Origin of the sequence: Bradyrhizobium algeriense (assembly GCF_036924595.1) — a bacterium.
Lineage (GTDB): Bacteria > Pseudomonadota > Alphaproteobacteria > Rhizobiales > Xanthobacteraceae > Bradyrhizobium > Bradyrhizobium algeriense.
The window spans coordinates 5,518,272-5,536,112 of the sequence record NZ_JAZHRV010000001.1; the positions used below are offsets into that span (position 1 = coordinate 5,518,272).

Sequence of the window (17,841 nt, forward strand, 5' to 3'; positions counted from 1 at the left end):
CCATGAATGACCAAAATGCCATGGGCAGTACCGCGGAAGTCTTTACCGCCTTCCTCAAGCTGGGCCTTACATCGTTCGGCGGGCCGATTGCGCATCTCGGCTATTTCAGGACCGAATTCGTCGAGCGGCGGAAATGGCTGAGCGAGAGCAGCTACGCCGACATCGTTGCGCTCTGCCAGTTCTTGCCGGGGCCGGCTTCCAGCCAGGTCGGCTTCACCCTCGGCATCCTGCGCGGCAACGGCCTGCTTGGCGGATTGGCGGCTTGGTTCGCCTTCACGATGCCGTCGGCGATCATTCTGTTCGCCTTTGCGCTCGGCGCAACCGCCCTCACCGGCCCCTTCGCCGAGGGGATTCTTCACGGCCTGAAGCTGGTCGCGGTTGCCGTCGTCGCGCAAGCGATCTGGGGCATGGCCAACAGCCTGACGCCGGACCGGGCGCGGGCGGCGATCGCGCTTGCGGCTGTTGCGATCGTGGTTTTCGTCGGCGGATCGTTCGGGCAGATCGGCGCCATCGCGCTTGGGGCGTTGGCCGGGCTCTGGCTGTGCCGCGGCGACGGGCCGGCGCTGACCGGTCAACTCGGCTTTTCGGTGTCGCGTCAACACGGCGTAATCGCGCTCGTGCTTTTCGCAGTGCTGTTCCTTGTCACGCCACTGATGACGGCGCGAACCGGCTCGCAAGGCCTTGCGCTGTTCGACGCGTTCTATCGTTCCGGCTCGCTGGTGTTCGGCGGCGGCCATGTCGTGCTGCCGCTGTTGCAGGCGGAAGTGGTGACGCCGGGCTGGGTCAGCAACGAGGATTTCCTCGCTGGCTACGGCATGGCGCAAGCGGTGCCCGGACCGCTCTTCACGTTCGCGGCCTATCTCGGCGCCATAGGTCCCGCTCCCAACGGTCTCGCCGGCGCTGCGATCGCACTGGTCGCGCTGTCTCTGCCGGGGCTACTCCTGGTCTACGGCATGCTGCCGTTCTGGGATGCGCTACGCCTGCGTCCCACCGCCCAAGCCGCCATGCGCGGCACCAATGCCGCCGTGGTCGGCATCCTTGGGGCGGCGCTCTACAATCCGGTCTGGACCAGCGCCGTGCTTACGCCGCGGGATTTCGCCGTCGCGTTGGCGGGCTTCCTGCTGCTGACCGTGTGGAAATGGCCGCCCTGGATTGTCGTCGTCCTGCTGGCGGCGACAGGAGCCACCCTGCGACTGATTTGAGCACACCTCATCGCATCTGCGTCCATTTTGCCCGACATGCGCGTACTTGCCGTGTTCGAAGTTGAAGCTGCACTGCACATGCTGCACTGCCGCATCGATGTGCGACGCTAAGCCCTAGCTCCCATGCAGTTGAAGGCCGGAGATCGCACAAAATTGCCTTGTGCGCGGCGTCTGGAATGGCTCTAATAAGATAAGCCTATGATCCAATTCAAAAACCACAAGAACGCTCGTTAAGCGTTCGAGCCAAAATAAGGCCGCGTTCCCGTAGCTTGCGCGGACAAGGTAGGAATGAAACCGACTGATATCTCGGCGCCAGACTACTTTCACAAAGTGGTCGATTGCCAATGGGCCTGCCCCGCACACACACCGGTTCCCGAGTACATCCGTTTGATTGCCGAAGGGCGTTATAGCGACGCCTACATGATCAATTGGCAATCGAATGTGTTTCCCGGAATTCTGGGACGCACCTGCGATCGTCCATGCGAACCCGCGTGCCGCCGCGGCCGCGTCGAGGAAACTCCGGTTGCGATCTGCCGCCTGAAGCGCGTTGCCGCCGACTTCAAGGACGACGTCAAGCACCGCATGCCGAAGCCGCTGGCCAAAAACGGCAAGCGCATCGCGCTGGTCGGCGGCGGCCCCGCCTCGCTTACAGTGGCGCGCGACCTCGCGCCGCTCGGCTATCACTGCACCGTGTTCGATGCCGATCCCAAGGCGGGCGGCATGATGCGGAGCCAGATTCCGAAGTTCCGCCTGCCTGACAACGTCATCGACGAGGAGACCGATTACATCCTCAACCTCGGCGTCGAGTTCAAGGGCGGGCATCGCATCGACAGCCTGAAGAAGCTGCTCGGCGAAAACTACGACGCGATTTTCATCGGCTCCGGCGCCCCGCGCGGCCGCGAGCTCGATATCCCCGGCCGCAAGGAAGCAGCCGCCAATATCCACATCGGCATCGAATGGCTGGCGTCGGTCTCGTTCGGTCATGTCGAGAAGATCGGCAGGCGCGTCATCGTGCTCGGCGGCGGCAACACCGCGATGGATTGCTGCCGCACCGCGCGCCGGCTCGGCGGCGCAGACGTGAAAGTCATCGTCCGCTCCGGCTTCGAGGAAATGAAGGCGAGCCCCTGGGAAAAGGAAGACGCCCTGCACGAGGACATTCCGATCCTCAATTACATGGTGCCGGTGGCATTCAAGCATGTCAGCGGCAAGCTCATCGGCGTCACCTTCCAGAAGGTGAAGGCCGAATACGACGCCAAGGGCCGCCGCAACCTGGTGCCCTCGGGCGAACCCAACCAGACCATCCCCTGCGACGACGTGCTGGTCGCGGTCGGCCAGGAGAATGCGTTCCCCTGGATCGAGCGCGATTGCGGCATCGAGTTTGACAAGTGGAACATGCCGCAGGTCGACGCGAAGACCTTTGTATCGACCAATCCGAAAGTTTTCTTCGGCGGCGACGCCGCGTTCGGCCCGAAGAACATCATCTGGGCGGTCGCGCACGGCCACGACGCCGCGCTGTCGATCCACAAGATGATCTCGGGCGAAGACATCACCGAGCGCCCGTTGCCGGAAGTGCATGTCTCGTCGCAGAAGATGGGCATCCACGAGTGGAGCTACGACAACGATATCTCGGGGGACAAGCGCTACAAGGTGCCGCATCGCGACAAGGTGATCGCGCTGAAGGACATCAAGGCCGAGGTCGAGCTCGGCTATGACGTCAAGCTCGCGCTCGGTGAGGCGCAGCGTTGCCTGAACTGCGACGTGCAGACCGTATTCTCGGCGCCCGCCTGCATCGAATGCGATGCCTGCGTCGACATCTGCCCGATGGACTGCATCACCTTCACAGAGAATGGCGAGGAAGAGGATCTCAGGCAGCGATTGAAGGCGCCCTCGCCGCACCAGGACCAGGCGCTCTATGTCGCCGAGGGCCTCAAGACCGGCCGCGTCATGGTCAAGGACGAGGACGTCTGCCTGCATTGCGGGCTGTGCGCCGAGCGTTGTCCCACGGGTGCCTGGGACATGCAGAAATACCTCATCGACATGACTCACGCGGGAACAACATGCCAGTCCAAAGCCCGATCAGCAGCGTAAACGACTTCGTCGTCCGTTTCGCCAACGTCAACGGCTCGGGTTCGGCTAGCGCCAACGAGCTGTTTGCGCGCGCGATCCTGCGCCACGGCGTACCGGTGTCTCCGCGCAACATCTTCCCCTCCAACATCCAGGGCCTTCCGACCTGGTACGAGGTGCGCGTCACCGAAGCCGGCCATCTCGGCGCCCGCGGCGGCGTCGACATGATGGTGGCGATGAACCCGCAGACCTGGGACAAGGACGTCGCCTCGATCGAGCCCGGCGGCTATCTGTTCTACGATTCGACCAAGCCGATGCCGACGTCGAAATTCCGCGCGGATATCAACGTGATCGGCGTGCCGCTGACGGCAATCACCAATTCGACCTACACCGATCCGCGCCAGCGCCAACTGTTCAAGAACATCATCTATCTCGGCGCGATGTGCGCCCTGCTCGACATGGACCCGAAGATCGTCGAGCAATTGATTGCCGAACAGTACAAGGGCAAGGAGAAGCTCTTGTCCTCCAACGTCCACGCGCTGCATCTCGGCCGCGACTGGGCGCTGCAGAACTTGAAATGCCCGGTCGGGCTGCGGGTGAAGAAGTCCGATAAGGTCGGCGACCGCATTTTCATGGAAGGCAACAGCGCGGCTGCGCTCGGCGCGGTCTATGGCGGCGCCACCGTCTGCGCCTGGTATCCAATCACGCCGTCGTCGTCGGTGGCGGAGGCCTTCACGAGCCACTGCAAGAAGCTGCGGCATGACCCTGAGACCGGCAAGGCCAAATACGCGATCGTGCAAGGCGAAGATGAGCTCGCATCCATCGGCATCGTGATCGGCGCCTCCTGGAATGGCGCGCGGGCCTTCACCGCGACTTCCGGTCCCGGCATCTCGCTGATGACCGAATTCATCGGCCTGTCCTATTTCGCCGAGATTCCGGCCGTGATCATGAACATCCAGCGCGCCGGCCCCTCGACGGGCATGCCGACGCGCACCCAGCAATGCGACATCATCGCCTGTGCCTATGCTTCGCACGGCGACACCAAGCACGTCCTGCTGTTCCCGGAAGATCCGGCCGAAGCGTTCGAGTTCGCGGCGCAGTCGTTCGACCTCGCCGACCGGCTGCAGACCATGATCTTCCTGATGCTCGACCTCGACATCGGCATGAATCACCGGCTGTGCCGCCCGCTGAAGTGGGACGACGCCAGGCAATATGACCGCGGCAAGGTGATGACGGCGGAAATGCTCGACGAGCCCGGCCGCGATTTCGGCCGCTATCTCGACGTCGACGGCGACGGCATTCCCTACCGCACCTATCCCGGCACGCATCCGACCAAGGGCTCGTTCTTCACCCGCGGCACTTCGCGCGACCGCTACGCGCGCTATTCGGAAGAAGGCGCGATCTATGCCGACAACATGCAGCGGCTGGTGCGCAAGTTCGAAACGGCGCAGGACATGGTACCGCGGCCATTGCAGGCCAACGCCGCCAAGCCGACCAAATACGGCGTGATCTATTTCGGCTCGACGGCGCCGGCGATGGACGAGGCGATCGGGCTTTTGGAAGCGCGCGGGCATCAGCTCGATCGCCTGCGCATCCGCGCCTTCCCGTTCCATTCCAGCGTGGCGAGCTTCATCGCCGACCATGATTTCGTGTACGTGGTCGAGCAGAACCGCGACGGCCAGTTGCGCCAGTTGATCGTCAACGAGAACGGTATCGATCCGGTCCGGCTGGTGCCGATCCTGCACTATGACGGCACGCCGATCACCGCGCGCTTCATTGCGAATGCCATCGGCGACCACCAGGACCATCTCAAGGTGACCCCTCTCCGCAAGGCCGTGTCATGACCTACATCGCAAAGCCCAAGTTCCATCATCCCGGCCTGCCCAAGAACGAGCTCGGCTACACCCACCGGGATTACGAAGGAAAAATCTCGACGCTGTGCGCAGGCTGCGGCCACGACTCGATCACCGCCTCGATCATCGAGGCCTGCTATGAACTCTCGATCGAGCCGCACCGGGTGGCAAAAATTTCCGGCATCGGCTGCTCGTCGAAGACGCCGGACTATTTCCTCGGCAATTCGCACGGCTTCAACTCCGTGCACGGCCGCATGCCGTCGGTCCTGACCGGCGCCAACCTCGCCAACCGCGACCTGATCTATCTCGGCGTTTCCGGCGACGGCGACAGTGCCTCGATCGGCTTCGGCCAGTTCGCGCATTCGATCCGGCGCGCCGTCAACATGACCTACATCGTCGAGAACAACGGCGTGTACGGGCTGACCAAGGGGCAATTTTCGGCGACCGCCGACCGCGGCTCGAAGTCCAAGAAGGGCGTGATGAACACCGACAACGCCATCGACCTGGTGGCGATCGCGCTGCAACTCGGCGCGAGCTTCGTGGCGCGCAGCTTCTCCGGCGACAAGAACCAGCTGGTGCCGCTGATCGCGGCCGCGATCCGGCACAAGGGCGCGTCGTTCATCGACGTCATCAGCCCCTGCATCGCCTTCAACAACCACGCCGGCTCGACCAAGAGTTTTGATTACGTCCGCGAACATAACGACGCGGTGAATCGCCTCGATGTGCTCACCGGCCGCGACCCGATCACGGTCGATTACGCGCCGGGCACGGTGCAGGTAGTCGAACAGCATGACGGTACGAGGCTGGCGCTGCGCAAGATCGACGCCGACTATGACGCCAACGACCGGCTGGCGGCCATGACCTTCCTGCAGAAGCACGCGGCCAAGGGCCAGGTGGTGACCGGACTGCTCTACGTCGATCCGGATTCGGAAGACCTCCACACCCATCTCGACACCGTCGAGACGCCGCTCAATACGCTGGAAGCCAAGGACCTGTGCCCCGGCACATCAGCGCTGGAAAAGATCAATGCCAGCCTGCGGTAGGCGTCAAGACTGTTCAAGCCCCTCATCGTGAGGCGTTCGTAGATCCTATGGGGTGGCAGGTGGTCAGGGGTAAGCTGAGTTTGCGAGCACCCAACCACCCGGAGGATCAACGATGCGCACTGATCACACTGACACACCCGCCGGCTGCGAGTATGGCACGGTTTACATTGCTTTCGAACTGAGCAAGGCGAAATGGCAGCTGGGCATAATGATGCCTGGCGGCGAGAAGATGAGCCGTTACCGGATTGATGGGGGCGACCTGGCGGCGCTGTCGGGTTTGCTGGTCAAGGCTCGGGCGAAGGCGGCGCAGGCGGGGAAGCCGGTTCGTATTCTGTCCTGCTATGAAGCGGGTCTCGACGGTCATTGGCTGCACCGCTGGCTGGCCGACAACGAGGTACTCAATTACGAGATCGATGCGTCGAGCATCGAGGTGAACCGGGCGGGCCCGGCGTGCCAAGACCGATCGGATCGACCTGGCGCAGTTGATGCGCTCGTTTCTGGCGTACCTGCGGGGCGAACCGCGGGTTTGCAGCATGGTTCGGGTTCCCACGCCTGAGGATGAGGATCGCAAACGGCGTACGCGCGAGCGCGAGCGGCTGCTGAAGGAGCGCACCGGACACAGCAACCGGATCAAGGGGCTGCTGCATGGCCAGGGCATCCGCGATGTCATGCCCCTGAAGCCGGGCTTCTTGTCGGGTCTGGACGAGATGCGTACCGGCGATGGGCGCGTTCTGCCGCCACGGCTGAAGGATGAGATCCGCCGCGAGCATGAGCGGCTGGTATTGGTGCACACGCAGATCAGGGCGCTCGAGGCGGCGAATGCGGCCGCGCATCGGGCACCGGCAAAGGACTCGGTCGAGGCGAAGGCGGTTCAGCTTGCCCAACTCAAGGCGATCGGCCCGCACATCGCCCAGCTCCTGGCCAACGAGGTCTTCTACCGTGACTTTAAGAACCGGCGTCAGGTCGGCAGTTGCGTCGGACTGACCGACATGCCCTACGACAGCGGCGCCCGCCGTCGACAACAGGGCATCAGCAAGGCGGGCAATCGCCGGGCGCGAACGACCGCAATCGAGCTCGCCTGGCTGTGGCTGAGCCATCAGCCCGACAGCGAGCTGAGCCGCTGGTTCCGCGCGCGGGTTGGCAACCTGTGGCGCTATCTGGAAACCGGCCTCGTGCCAACCGGCGCGGCGCTGCGCCCAAGCCTCTAACGAACGCCGGTGCGCCAATGACGGCCGACGTGACCCAGGACAGACGTGTGACCGAACCCGGGCTTGGGTCTTCGGATTCCGCTTTCGTAGATGGGTCCCGTCTCTTCTGGGCCTTACCTTCACCCGTGCATGAAAGATCAGGGTCCGGGTCACCACACCCGACCGGATACAAGTTGATGCGGTGTCTGCCGCATAACAACGTCACGGCCCAGTCCAGGATGTCGCGTCAACCCGCTCACCGCGCGCACCAAAACGTTCCGATCCGAAAGCTTCGCGCCAGCCTTGCCGCCGTCAAGGTCGCTACGCGCCGCCTCCGGCGGTGGCCTGCGGCCAACCTTGACCGCGGCCGCGCCTGGCGCAGCGATCAACCATCGGAACGAAACAGCCACTGCGAGCGCAGCGCGCTCCACGACAACGACCGGGAGCAACACATGCCCTGATCAATCATTCCCCTTGACAACCACAACCCCATACAAGCCCGGATGGAGCCAACGGGTCGCGCGAATGCGCGCCCGATGACAGGCTCCGCGTAATCCGGGATTCTTGCGACATTCGGCGGCGGTCCCGGGTTTCGCTTCGCTTCACCCGGGCTACGGGCCATCGCGGCTCCTCACCATGAGGGGATTCATCACGCAGTAAACCCAGCTACGCTGCCACGGCGATGTTCCGCGGGTTTGCGACATACTCCTTCATGACCTTGCCGGCCCCGTCGGTCTCGACGAGCGACACGTCATAGCTCCAGAGATCGGCAAGGTGCTGCAGCACGCGCTTGGCGTCGGCTTCGCTGAGCTGGGCGCCCTTCACCACGGTGTGGCGCAACATCAGCCGACGATCGCCGGCGAGGTCGACGTCGACGACTTCGATGTTGGCGTCGATGAAGCCGACGTCGTATTGCCGCGCCAGTTCGCGCCGCAGCCGGCGGTAACCGCGCTCGTTGTGGATGGCGTCGACCAGGATACCGCCGCGCTCCTCCGGATCGTCATGCAGATGGAACAGCCGGAAGTGCCGCATCAGCCTCGGGCTCATGAACTGGCTGATGAAGCTTTCATCGCGATAATTGGCCCAGATGTCGCGCAACACACCCATGGCATCGCCCTTGCCGGCGATATCCGGAAACCACTCGTGATCCTCGGCTTCCGGATTGGTCACGATGCGCTCGATGTCCTGCATCATCGCAAATCCCAGCGCATACGGATTGAATCCGGAATAGCGCGGATCGTCGAACTCGGGCTGGAACACGACGTTGGTGTGCGACTGCAGGAATTCGAGGAAGTTGCCGTCCGTCAGTCGTCCCTGCTGGTGCAGCCGGCTCATGATCTGATAGTGAACGTAGGTCGCCGTGCCCTCGTTCATCACTTTGGTCTGGCTTTGCGGATAGAAATACTGCGCGATGTGCCGCACGATCCGCAGTATTTCGCGCTGCCAGGGACGCAGGCGCGGCGCCGTCTTCTCGAGAAAGTACAGCAGGTTTTCCTGCGGCAGGCCGAGCATTTGGCGACGGCGCTCGATGTCCAGTATTGCGTCGCTCTTCACTTTGCCGGCCGGAACGGTGCGCCACAAATCGTTGAAGGCGCTCTCCTCATGAGCACGGCGCCTTCCCGCCCGCTTTTCCTCGGCGCGCAGGTCGAGACTCTTCTTGCCGGGATAGCGATCGATCCCGTGCGACATAAGAGCGTGCGCGGCATCGAGCGTATGCTCGACCGCCAGCCGGCCGTGGCGTTCCTCGCAATGCGCCACATAGCGCTTGGCGAATTCGAGATAATCCAGAATGCCGTCGGCGTCGGTCCATTGCTTGAACAGATAGTTGTTCTTGAAGAAATGATTGTGGCCGAAGGCGGCATGCGCGATCACGAGCGTCTGCATCGTCGCGGTATTTTCTTCCATCAGGTAGGAAATGCACGGCGACGAGTTGATGACGATCTCGTAGGCCAGCCCCATCAGCCCCTTGCGATAGGATGCCTCCTGAAAGGCAAAGTGCTTGCCGAACGACCAATGCTTGTAGAACAGCGGCATGCCGACCGACGAATAGGCGTCCAGCATCTGCTCGGCGGTAATGACCTCGATCTGGTTGGGATAGACATCGAGCCCCAACTCGTCCCGCGCAACCTGCTCGCAGGCGTCGCAGATCCGCTGCAGCGTCCGGAAGTCCCAGTCGGCGCCCTGAAACAGCAGTTGGTCGGTCGCGGTCATGACGCGTTTCTTTCCTGCTGGCTGCGGCGCTTGAAGAGATCGTGGAACACCGGGAAGATCTCACTGCGCTCGTTGACCTTGCGCATCGACAGCGGCGCGCCGCTCGCGCGCAGGCTTTCGTAAAGGGTCCAGAGCGACGAATTGGGCATTTCGTAGCTAAGGCCATTTTCCTGGCCGACTTCCAGATAGGCAAAAAACTGGCTGACCGGCAGGATCTTGTCGGTCAGAAGCCGGCTCGTGACCTCGCCATCCGCGTAGGAATTGTCGCCGTCGGAAGCCTGCGCGGCATAGATATTCCAGTCGTCCGGGCGGAACCGCGACCGAACGATGTCGTGCATCGCCTGCAACGCGCTCGACACCAGCGTGCCACCGGAAGCCGGTCCGTAAAAGAATGTCTGCTCGTCGACCTCCTCGGCCCGATCGGTATGCCGGATGAAAACGATCTCGACGTGGCGATAGCGCCGCTTCAGGAACACGTAGAGCAGCATATAGAACCGCTTGGCGAGATCCTTCATATGCTCGGTCATCGAACCGGAGACGTCCATCAGGCAGAACATGACGGCCTGCGCCACCGGCTTCGGCACCGTCTCGAAACGCCGGTAGCGGATGTCGATCGGATCGATGAACGGGATGCGGCGTATCTTGGCCTTCAGCGCCTCGATCTCGGCCATGAGTTCGGCGCGGCGCGCCTCGTCGCTGCAGTCCTTAAGCTCCGCCTCGAGCGCCGCCAGCACCTCCGGCCTCGGCCGCCGCAGCGCCACGCGCCGCGCCAGGGCGCGACTGACCGTTCGGCTCACCGAAATATTGGCGGGCGAGCCGGAAGTTGTGTAGCCCGCCCGGCGAATGCCCTGGCTTTCGACCTCGGCCAGCTTTCGCTTGGCGAGATCGGGCAATTCGAGGTCGTCCAGGAACAGGTCGACAAACTCGTCGCGGCTGAGAACGAAGCGGAAGGTATCTTCGCTGTCGCCCTCGCCCGCACCCCTCCCCTTGCCGCCGCTCGGGCTTGGCCGCGGGAGAATATCGCCTTCGACGAACTTCTTGTTGCCAGGCAGCACCATGTCGCGCGTGCCGCCCTCACGGCGAAAGCGCGGCTCGTCCATGCCGTCGATCGGGACGCTGACCTCGCCGCCTTCCAGGACATCCTTGATGTCCCGGTCCTGCGACGATTTCTTTACGGCCCCCTGAACCAGCGCCTTGGCCCGACGCAGAAAGCGCTGGCGGTTCTCAAGACTCTTGCTACCCGGATTCAGGCGCCGGTCGACAATATGAATAGCCACGTTTCATCCGCCTCAGCCTGCCTGTTTTACGCGCATGTACCACTCGACCAACCGGCGGACTTGCCGCTCGGTGTAGCCTCGCTCGACCATGCGCGCGACGAAGTCATCATGCTTCTTCTCGGTCTCGCCGTCCTTCTTCGAACCGAAGGATATCACGGGAAGCAGATCCTCGACCTGGGAGAATATCCGTTTTTCGATCACTTCCCGGATCTTCTCGTAGCTGGTCCATGCCGGGTTCTTGCCGCCGTTCTGGGCCCGCGACCGCAGCGAGAACTTCACGACCTCGTTGCGGAAGTCCTTGGGGTTGGCGATGCCGGCCGGCTTTTCGATCTTGGTCAGCTCCTGATTGAGCAGTTCGCGATCGAGCAGTTGTCCGGTGTCGGGATCCTTGAAATCCTGATCCTCAATCCAGGCATCGGCATAGTCGACATAGCGGTCGAACAGGTTCTGGCCGTAGTCCGCATAGGACTCCAGATAGGCCTTCTGGATCTCATGCCCAATGAATTCGGCATAGCGCGGCGCCAGTTCGGCCTTGATGAACTCGATATAACGCTTCTCGACCTCGTCGGGAAGTTGCTCGCGCCGGATCGCCTGCTCCAGCGTGTACATCAGATGGACCGCGTCGGCACCGACCTCATTGGTGTCGTGGTTGAAGGTCGCAGCGAGAACCTTGAAGGCGAAGCGGGTCGAAACGCCGTCCATGCCTTCATCGACGCCGGCGGCATCCCTGTACTCCTGAACGCTGCGGGCCTTCGGATCGGATTCCTTCAGGCTTTCACCGTCGTAGATCCGCATCTTGGCGAACACGGTCGAGTTCTCGTGCCTGTGCAACCGCGACATCACCGAGAACCGCGCCAGCGTTTCCAGCGTGGCCGGCGCGCACGGCGCGGTGGCCAGTTCGGAGCTCTGGATCAGCTTCTCATAGATCTTCTGCTCTTCGGTGACGCGCAGGCTGTACGGCACCTTGATGACGCAAATGCGGTCGATGAAGGCCTCGTTGTTCTTGTTGGCCTTGAAGCTTTGCCATTCCGACTCGTTGGAGTGGGCGAGAACGATACCGGTGAACGGGATCGCGCCGATGTTCTCGGTCCCGATATAGTTACTCTCCTGCGTTGCCGTGAGCAGCGGATGCAGCATCTTGATCGGCGCCTTGAACATCTCGACGAATTCGAGAATGCCCTGGTTGGCGCGATTGAGACCGCCCGAATAGCTGTAGGCGTCAGGGTCGTTCTGGGCGAAGGTCTCCAGCTTGCGGATATCGACCTTGCCAACCAGTGACGAGATGTCCTGGTTGTTTTCGTCGCCGGGTTCGGTCTTGGCGATCGCGATCTGGCGCAGCCGCGACGGCTGGATCTTGGCGACGCGGAATTGCGAGATGTCGCCACCGAAGGCTTCGAGACGTTTGTAGCACCACGGGCTCATCAGCCCGCTGAGGCGCCGGCGCGGAATGCCGTACTTTTCCTCGAGCATCGGCCCGAGCGATTCCGGATCGAACAGGCTGAGCGGGCTTTCGAATACCGGGCTGAGCTCGTCGCCGGCCTTCAACACGTAAATGGGGTGGACTTCCATCAACGACTTGAGGCGTTCGGCAAGTGACGACTTTCCACCACCGACAGGCCCGAGCAGATAAAGTATCTGCTTGCGCTCTTCGAGGCCCTGCGCCGCGTGGCGGAAGAACCCGACGATGCGCTCGATCGTGTCTTCCATCCCGTAGAAGCCGGCGAAAGCCGGATAGAGCCGCATCGTGCGATTCAAAAAGATACGGCCAAGGCGAGGGTCCTTGGCCGTGTCAATCATCTGAGGCTCACCGATCGCAGCTAGTAGTCGTTCGGTCGCATTGGCATATCGCATCGGATCGCTTCGACACGACTCCAGATATTCGGCCATCGACATGTCGGTCTGGCTTCGAGCTTCGAAGGACCGGGCGAAAGCATTGAACAGAGAATCGTTGTACATGATCCGTCTCTCCATGGTCACCTGTAAATGCCGGACGCACCACTCGGGTTCCAGTGTCGGAGCGCCACAGCTTCCGTTCGCGAATCACAATCAGCACATGGGTCGATTGGACACGCGAGCGACTTCACAATGCAATGCAATAGTCGTGCTAACGGCCTCCTCCTCGTAAAGATACGGTGCCATTTCGCTCGCGTTGTAGCCGTGCTGCAACATTTTTTACCGGGGAAGTACTGAGCACGCCGTAAGGGATTTTTTAAGGAATCTGAGCGGTCACGCGGCTCGAATCTGCATCCGCCTGGCAAACCCCGAACAGCCAAACAGAGCACTTCGGGGCTCTGAAACGGCCCGGACGCGCGATAACCGCGCCTTTTGTGACCTTCGGGCGGCCGGTTAGCGGCAAATAAGGCCAAGATTAACACGCGTTCATCGCGGACGGGGTGTTGAACGCACCCGGCGCCAACTGCAACTAAAGTAACATGCCGCGCGTTTAGCCCGAGTCTGCCATGAAATACGCCTGCATCGCCGCCGCCGCTGCCTCCGTCATCGGAGCCCATGCCTGTCACGCCCAGGAAGGCGTCGACAAAGCCAAAGCCGTCGCCTTCCATACTCAGATGTTCGGCGGCCCGCTCAGCCACAAGACCTATGCCTGCTTCGTGCGTCGTTATGACGCCAGCCATCTGGCGGAGCATCCGAAGCAGAAGGTCAGCGCAATGAAGCTGTTGGTGACGGCCGAACACGCGCCGGAAGACAAGACCGTCAATTATTCGTTCCGCCTCGGCTTCAAATATCGCCACCGCGCCGGCAATTTCGATTCCAGCGGCTACTGCAATCACATTGTCGCCGAAAACACCGGCGGTGAAATTTGACTTGGCTGCGGCGTCGATTGCGAAGGCGGCGGCATTAACGTGGCGATGAAGGACGACAAATCCGCGCTGATCCGGCTGGAGCGGATCAGGATCTGGGAGCGCAACAAGCCCGACGACGACGCCAGCAATGATCTGGTTGCCGGCGCCGACGACAAGATCTTCCGCGTTGATCGCGCCGATCTGCACGAATGCTCCGGGTTGGTGGCGGATCGCGAGGAGCTTGCGGCACTCCGGCACAAATGAGCCATACTACATAGGTTGGTACGCCTCACTACTTTGGTCTGTGACCCACACCACTTTGGCCGGAAAGATTTTCATGCATCGACGCAATATCCTGTGGGGCGCGATTTCGGCTTTCGGCGCAGCCCTTGCCGCCTCTCGCGCCAGCGCGGCTGGGGAGCCAGCACCTTCGGCAAAATTGAAAGTGGCCTACCACCTCAACGACCTCGACAAGGTCAGCTTTGTGCTGGGCAACATCCAGAACCATCTCGACGGCGTCGGCGGTCCCGACCATGTCACGATCGCGCTGGTGGTTCACGGCCAGGCGTTGCGCGCGTTTCACTCGGCTTCCGCCAACCCCGATCTTTCGAAGCGCGTCGGTCAATTCGCGAAAGCCAGTCTCGAACTCGCCGCCTGCGGCAACACCATGAAGTCCCAGAATGTCGCGCTGAAGGATTTGCTGCCGGGCTTCATCGCCGCCGAGCAGGGCGGCGTGGTGCGGATCGCCGAGCTGCAATCGCAAGGTTATCTTTACCTCCGACCTTAAGGCCTAGTCCTTTGGATCTTGCGATTGACGTGAACCTTTCACGTCGATCGCTCATTTGCGCGATTTGATCGCCGCACTTTCGCCCGCTGTATCGAGCTGAATACTTCTTAATGTTCGGATGCAGTCGCGACGCCGCCTGCGCGCCCGCTCCCGCGCCGACATGCGGATTGTGTCCCCCTGCAACCGCCCGCGGAATGTTTTGCGCATGAACCCTCAGATGCACGCCGATGCCGGCCGCTTCCGCCGCGGTCGCACCAAGCGCGATCACGCCGCACCAAAGCACGACGCAGGCGGGGGCCGAGAAACGACTGTCCATGACGGCCTCCTTCACGACTTCGTGCTTGTGCCCGTTGGTGTCACAATTTCGGGAAGCCGGTTCGATCGATCCGCTGGGATCCAGGCTGGCAAGACCGGCCATTTTCGGGATCGAACCGGTGCCAATGGCGTTATCGTCCCGGACCGCTCCATTCCATCAGGCTGCATGCCCAACCAAATATTGACTTTCCGGCCCTGCCCCCGAAAGCTGCCGGAAGCCCGGAAAACCGACTGAACAGAACAGGCACCATGAATCCCGTCAAAGCACTCGAAAACCACGGCCAGGCAATCTGGTTGGACTTCCTCGCCCGCGGCTTCGTCGCCAAGGGCGGCCTCAAGGCGCTGATCGATACCGATGGCGTCAAGGGTGTGACGTCGAACCCCTCGATCTTCGAAAAGGCGATCGGGAGTTCGGACGAATATGACGGCGCGATCGGTCACGCCCTGAAGGCGGGCGACCGCCCCGTCGCCGACCTGTTCGAGGTGCTCGCCGTCGAGGACATCCAGAACGCCGCCGACGTGCTGCGTCCGGTTTACGACCACTTGAACGGCACCGACGGTTTCGTCAGCCTCGAGGTCTCGCCCTATCTGGCGATGGATACCAAGGGGACCATTGCGGAAGCCGGACGGCTCTGGAAGGACGTCAAGCGGCAGAATTTGATGGTCAAGGTCCCGGCCACGCCGGAAGGGCTGCCTGCGATCGAACATCTGATCGGCGAAGGCATCAGCATCAACATCACGCTGCTGTTCGCGCAAGAGGTCTATCGCGAGGTGGCGGAGGCCTATATCGCCGGCCTTGAAAAACTCGTCGCCAATGGCGGCGATCCCGCGCCTGTCGCCAGCGTCGCCTCCTTCTTCGTCAGCCGCATCGATACCGCGGTCGACAAGCAGCTCGACGACAAGATCGCGAAGGCTAACGATCCCAGCGAAAAGGAGCGGCTGAGCGCGCTGAAGGGCAAGGTCGCCATCGCCAACGCCAAGCTTGCCTACCAGGACTACAAGCGGCTGTTCGCGGGCCCCCGTTGGGAGAAGCTCGCGGCCAAGGGTGCCAAGCCGCAGCGTCTGCTGTGGGCATCCACCGGCACCAAGAACAAGGACTATAGCGACGTGCTGTATGTCGAGGAGCTGATCGGCCCCAACACCGTCAACACCGTGCCGCCGGCAACGCTCGATGCATTCCGCGACCATGGCCTAGTTAGGGACAGCCTCGAGGAAAATATCGAGGACGCAAGGCGCGTGCTGGACGAGCTCGAAAAATCCGGCATCTCGCTCGACGCCATCACGGAAGAACTGGTCAAAGACGGCGTCAAGCTGTTTGCGGATTCCGCTGACAAGCTCTATGGCGCGGTTGCGCAGAAACGCGCAGCTTCGCTCGGCGGCGGCATCGACCGCCAGCAACTCGTGCTCGGCGACGGCATCAAGAAAGCCGTGGCAAAGAGCACCGAGGATTGGCGCGCGTCGGCGACAATCCGCCGCCTGTGGCAGAAGGACAAATCGGTCTGGACCGATGACGACGAGAACAAATGGCTGGGCTGGCTCGACAGCCCGGCGGCCGCCGACGTCGCCGATTACGAGGATTTTGCGCGACGCGTGAAGGGACAGAATTTCAGCGATGCCGTGGTGCTCGGCATGGGCGGATCGAGCCTCGGGCCGGAAGTGCTGGCGGAAACGTTCGCCAGGAAATCCGGTTTCCCGAAGCTGCATGTGCTCGATTCCACCGATCCCGCGCAGGTGCGCGCGATGGAGGATACGGTCGATCTGGCCCACACGCTGTTCATCGTCTCCAGCAAATCGGGCGGCACTACCGAGCCGAACGTGATGAAGGATTACTTCTTCGATCGCGTCTCCAAAACCATCGGCAAGGACAAAGCCGGCCATCGCTTCATCGCCGTCACCGATCCCGGCTCGTCGCTGGAGAAGGGCGCGATCAGCCAAGGCTTTGCCCGCATCTTCCATGGCGATCCCGCGATCGGCGGACGCTATTCCGTGCTGTCGCCGTTCGGGCTGGTACCGGCGGCGGCTGCCGGTATCGACGTTCGCAGCCTGATCACGCACGCGCTGGCGATGGTGCGCTCCTGCGGCGCCGACGTGCCGCCGCATGAAAACCCCGGCGTGCAGCTCGGCCTGGCGATGGGTCTCGCCGGCCTCGAAGGCCGCGACAAGGTGACGATCACCTCGTCAGCGAAGGTCGCCGATTTCGGCGCCTGGGCCGAGCAACTGATTGCCGAATCCACCGGCAAGGACGGCAAGGGCCTGATCCCGATCGACGGCGAGCCGCTCGGCGATCCCTCGCTTTACGGCAACGACCGCTTCTTCATCGATATCCGTACCGAAGGCGAGGACGACGCCTCGCATGACGACCGGCTCAAGGCGCTGGAGGCGGCCGGACATCCCGTGGCCCGCATCGTGATGAAGTCGATCGACCATATCGGTCAGGAGTTTTTCCGGTTTGAGATGGCCACCGCCGTGGCGGGCGCGATCCTCGGCATCAACCCGTTCAACCAGCCCGATGTGGAAGCAGCCAAGATCAAGACCCGCGATCTGACTAGCGCGTTCGAGAAGACCGGCGCGCTGCCTGCGGAGAAGCCGGTGATCTCGACCGATGAAGCCGATCTCTACACCGACGCGCACAACGCGGCCGAACTGCGCAAGGCCGGTGCCGACGGCACGCTCGGCTCGTGGATCAAGGCGCATCTGTCGCGTTCGGACGACGGCGACTATGTCGCCCTGCTCGCCTATATCGCGCGAGACCCCGGCACGATCGGTTCGCTGCAGAAGATGCGGCTTGCGGTGCGCGACACGCGTCACGTCGCGACTTGCGCCGAGTTCGGCCCGCGCTTCCTGCATTCCACCGGCCAAGCCTACAAGGGCGGCCCCGACAGCGGCGTGTTCCTGCAGATCACGGCCGACGACGCCGAGGATTTACCGGTGCCGGGCCAGAAGGCGAGTTTCGGCATCATCAAGGCGGCGCAGGCGCGCGGCGATTTCGACGTGCTCACCGAACGAGGGCGGCGCGCGCTGCGCGTCCATCTCAAGGGCGATCTCGGATCGGGACTGTCCGCACTCGATGCCGCGATTGCGGAAGCGCTCAGCTAGGAAAG

11 protein-coding genes and 1 pseudogene are annotated in these 17,841 nt (G+C 62.4%); 9 read left to right on the forward strand and 3 right to left on the reverse strand.

The window, feature by feature from the left end:
- Positions 1-2: 2 nt before the first annotated feature.
- From chrA to V1286_RS39150, 6 genes are all read left to right on the forward strand, one after another.
- The gene (gene chrA / locus V1286_RS26735; protein WP_334484655.1) at positions 3-1,202 is read left to right on the forward strand and encodes a chromate efflux transporter; all 1,200 of its coding nucleotides are present in this window, start codon (positions 3-5) and stop codon (positions 1,200-1,202) included.
- 288 nt (positions 1,203-1,490) lie between these two features.
- Positions 1,491-3,290: an FAD-dependent oxidoreductase gene (locus tag V1286_RS26740; protein ID WP_334484657.1), complete on the forward strand. Its 1,800-nt coding sequence runs from the start codon at positions 1,491-1,493 to the stop codon at positions 3,288-3,290.
- Complete coding sequence (locus tag V1286_RS26745) at positions 3,260-5,110, forward strand: 2-oxoacid:acceptor oxidoreductase subunit alpha (RefSeq protein WP_334484659.1); 1,851 nt, start codon at positions 3,260-3,262, stop codon at positions 5,108-5,110. The genes V1286_RS26740 and V1286_RS26745 overlap by 31 nt, the downstream gene beginning before the upstream one ends.
- Positions 5,107-6,162, forward strand: coding sequence for a 2-oxoacid:ferredoxin oxidoreductase subunit beta (locus V1286_RS26750; protein WP_334484661.1), 1,056 nt, complete (start codon positions 5,107-5,109; stop codon positions 6,160-6,162). Before V1286_RS26745 ends, V1286_RS26750 begins: the two co-directional genes overlap by 4 nt.
- A 112-nt stretch (positions 6,163-6,274) precedes the next feature.
- Positions 6,275-6,718 carry a hypothetical protein gene (locus V1286_RS39145; RefSeq protein WP_334484663.1) on the forward strand — a complete coding sequence of 148 codons (444 nt, stop codon included), beginning with the start codon at positions 6,275-6,277 and terminating at the stop codon, positions 6,716-6,718.
- Positions 6,696-7,370 carry a transposase gene (locus tag V1286_RS39150; RefSeq protein WP_334484665.1) on the forward strand — a complete coding sequence of 225 codons (675 nt, stop codon included), beginning with the start codon at positions 6,696-6,698 and terminating at the stop codon, positions 7,368-7,370. Before V1286_RS39145 ends, V1286_RS39150 begins: the two co-directional genes overlap by 23 nt.
- Before the next feature lie 645 nt (positions 7,371-8,015).
- Here the strand turns inward: V1286_RS39150 and V1286_RS26765 are convergent.
- The 3 genes from V1286_RS26765 to V1286_RS26775 are packed head-to-tail and all read right to left on the reverse strand — an operon-like array spanning position 8,016 to position 12,793.
- Positions 8,016-9,560 carry a SpoVR family protein gene (locus V1286_RS26765; protein WP_334484667.1) on the reverse strand — a complete coding sequence of 515 codons (1,545 nt, stop codon included), beginning with the start codon at positions 9,558-9,560 and terminating at the stop codon, positions 8,016-8,018.
- Complete coding sequence (locus tag V1286_RS26770) at positions 9,557-10,837, reverse strand: YeaH/YhbH family protein (protein WP_334484669.1); 1,281 nt, start codon at positions 10,835-10,837, stop codon at positions 9,557-9,559. The genes V1286_RS26765 and V1286_RS26770 overlap by 4 nt, the downstream gene beginning before the upstream one ends.
- A 12-nt stretch (positions 10,838-10,849) precedes the next feature.
- Positions 10,850-12,793 carry a PrkA family serine protein kinase gene (locus tag V1286_RS26775; protein ID WP_334484671.1) on the reverse strand — a complete coding sequence of 648 codons (1,944 nt, stop codon included), beginning with the start codon at positions 12,791-12,793 and terminating at the stop codon, positions 10,850-10,852.
- A 503-nt stretch (positions 12,794-13,296) separates the two neighbouring features.
- Here V1286_RS26775 and V1286_RS26780 point away from each other — a divergent pair.
- The 3 genes and pseudogenes from V1286_RS26780 to V1286_RS26790 all read left to right on the forward strand — a co-directional run bounded on the left by V1286_RS26780 (position 13,297) and on the right by V1286_RS26790 (position 17,836).
- Positions 13,297-13,902: pseudogene (locus V1286_RS26780) on the forward strand (hypothetical protein).
- 73 nt (positions 13,903-13,975) lie between these two features.
- Positions 13,976-14,425, forward strand: a complete 450-nt coding sequence (locus tag V1286_RS26785; protein ID WP_334484673.1) for a DsrE family protein — start codon at positions 13,976-13,978, stop codon at positions 14,423-14,425.
- A gap of 564 nt (positions 14,426-14,989) precedes the next feature.
- Positions 14,990-17,836, forward strand: a complete 2,847-nt coding sequence (locus V1286_RS26790) for a bifunctional transaldolase/phosoglucose isomerase (protein ID WP_334484675.1) — start codon at positions 14,990-14,992, stop codon at positions 17,834-17,836.
- Positions 17,837-17,841 lie beyond the last annotated feature (5 nt).

Bases quoted from the DNA above. Each gene is read 5' to 3' on its own strand.
- chrA (WP_334484655.1), top strand. From the start codon at position 3: ATGAATGACCAAAATGCCATGGGCAGTACCGCGGAAGTCTTTACCGCC.
- V1286_RS26740 (WP_334484657.1), top strand. From the start codon at position 1,491: ATGAAACCGACTGATATCTCGGCGCCAGACTACTTTCACAAAGTGGTC.
- V1286_RS26745 (WP_334484659.1), top strand. From the start codon at position 3,260: ATGCCAGTCCAAAGCCCGATCAGCAGCGTAAACGACTTCGTCGTCCGT.
- V1286_RS26750 (WP_334484661.1), top strand. From the start codon at position 5,107: ATGACCTACATCGCAAAGCCCAAGTTCCATCATCCCGGCCTGCCCAAG.
- V1286_RS39145 (WP_334484663.1), top strand. From the start codon at position 6,275: ATGCGCACTGATCACACTGACACACCCGCCGGCTGCGAGTATGGCACG.
- V1286_RS39150 (WP_334484665.1), top strand. From the start codon at position 6,696: ATGGTTCGGGTTCCCACGCCTGAGGATGAGGATCGCAAACGGCGTACG.
- V1286_RS26765 (WP_334484667.1), bottom strand. From the start codon at position 9,560: ATGACCGCGACCGACCAACTGCTGTTTCAGGGCGCCGACTGGGACTTC.
- V1286_RS26775 (WP_334484671.1), bottom strand. From the start codon at position 12,793: ATGTACAACGATTCTCTGTTCAATGCTTTCGCCCGGTCCTTCGAAGCT.
- V1286_RS26785 (WP_334484673.1), top strand. From the start codon at position 13,976: ATGCATCGACGCAATATCCTGTGGGGCGCGATTTCGGCTTTCGGCGCA.
- V1286_RS26790 (WP_334484675.1), top strand. From the start codon at position 14,990: ATGAATCCCGTCAAAGCACTCGAAAACCACGGCCAGGCAATCTGGTTG.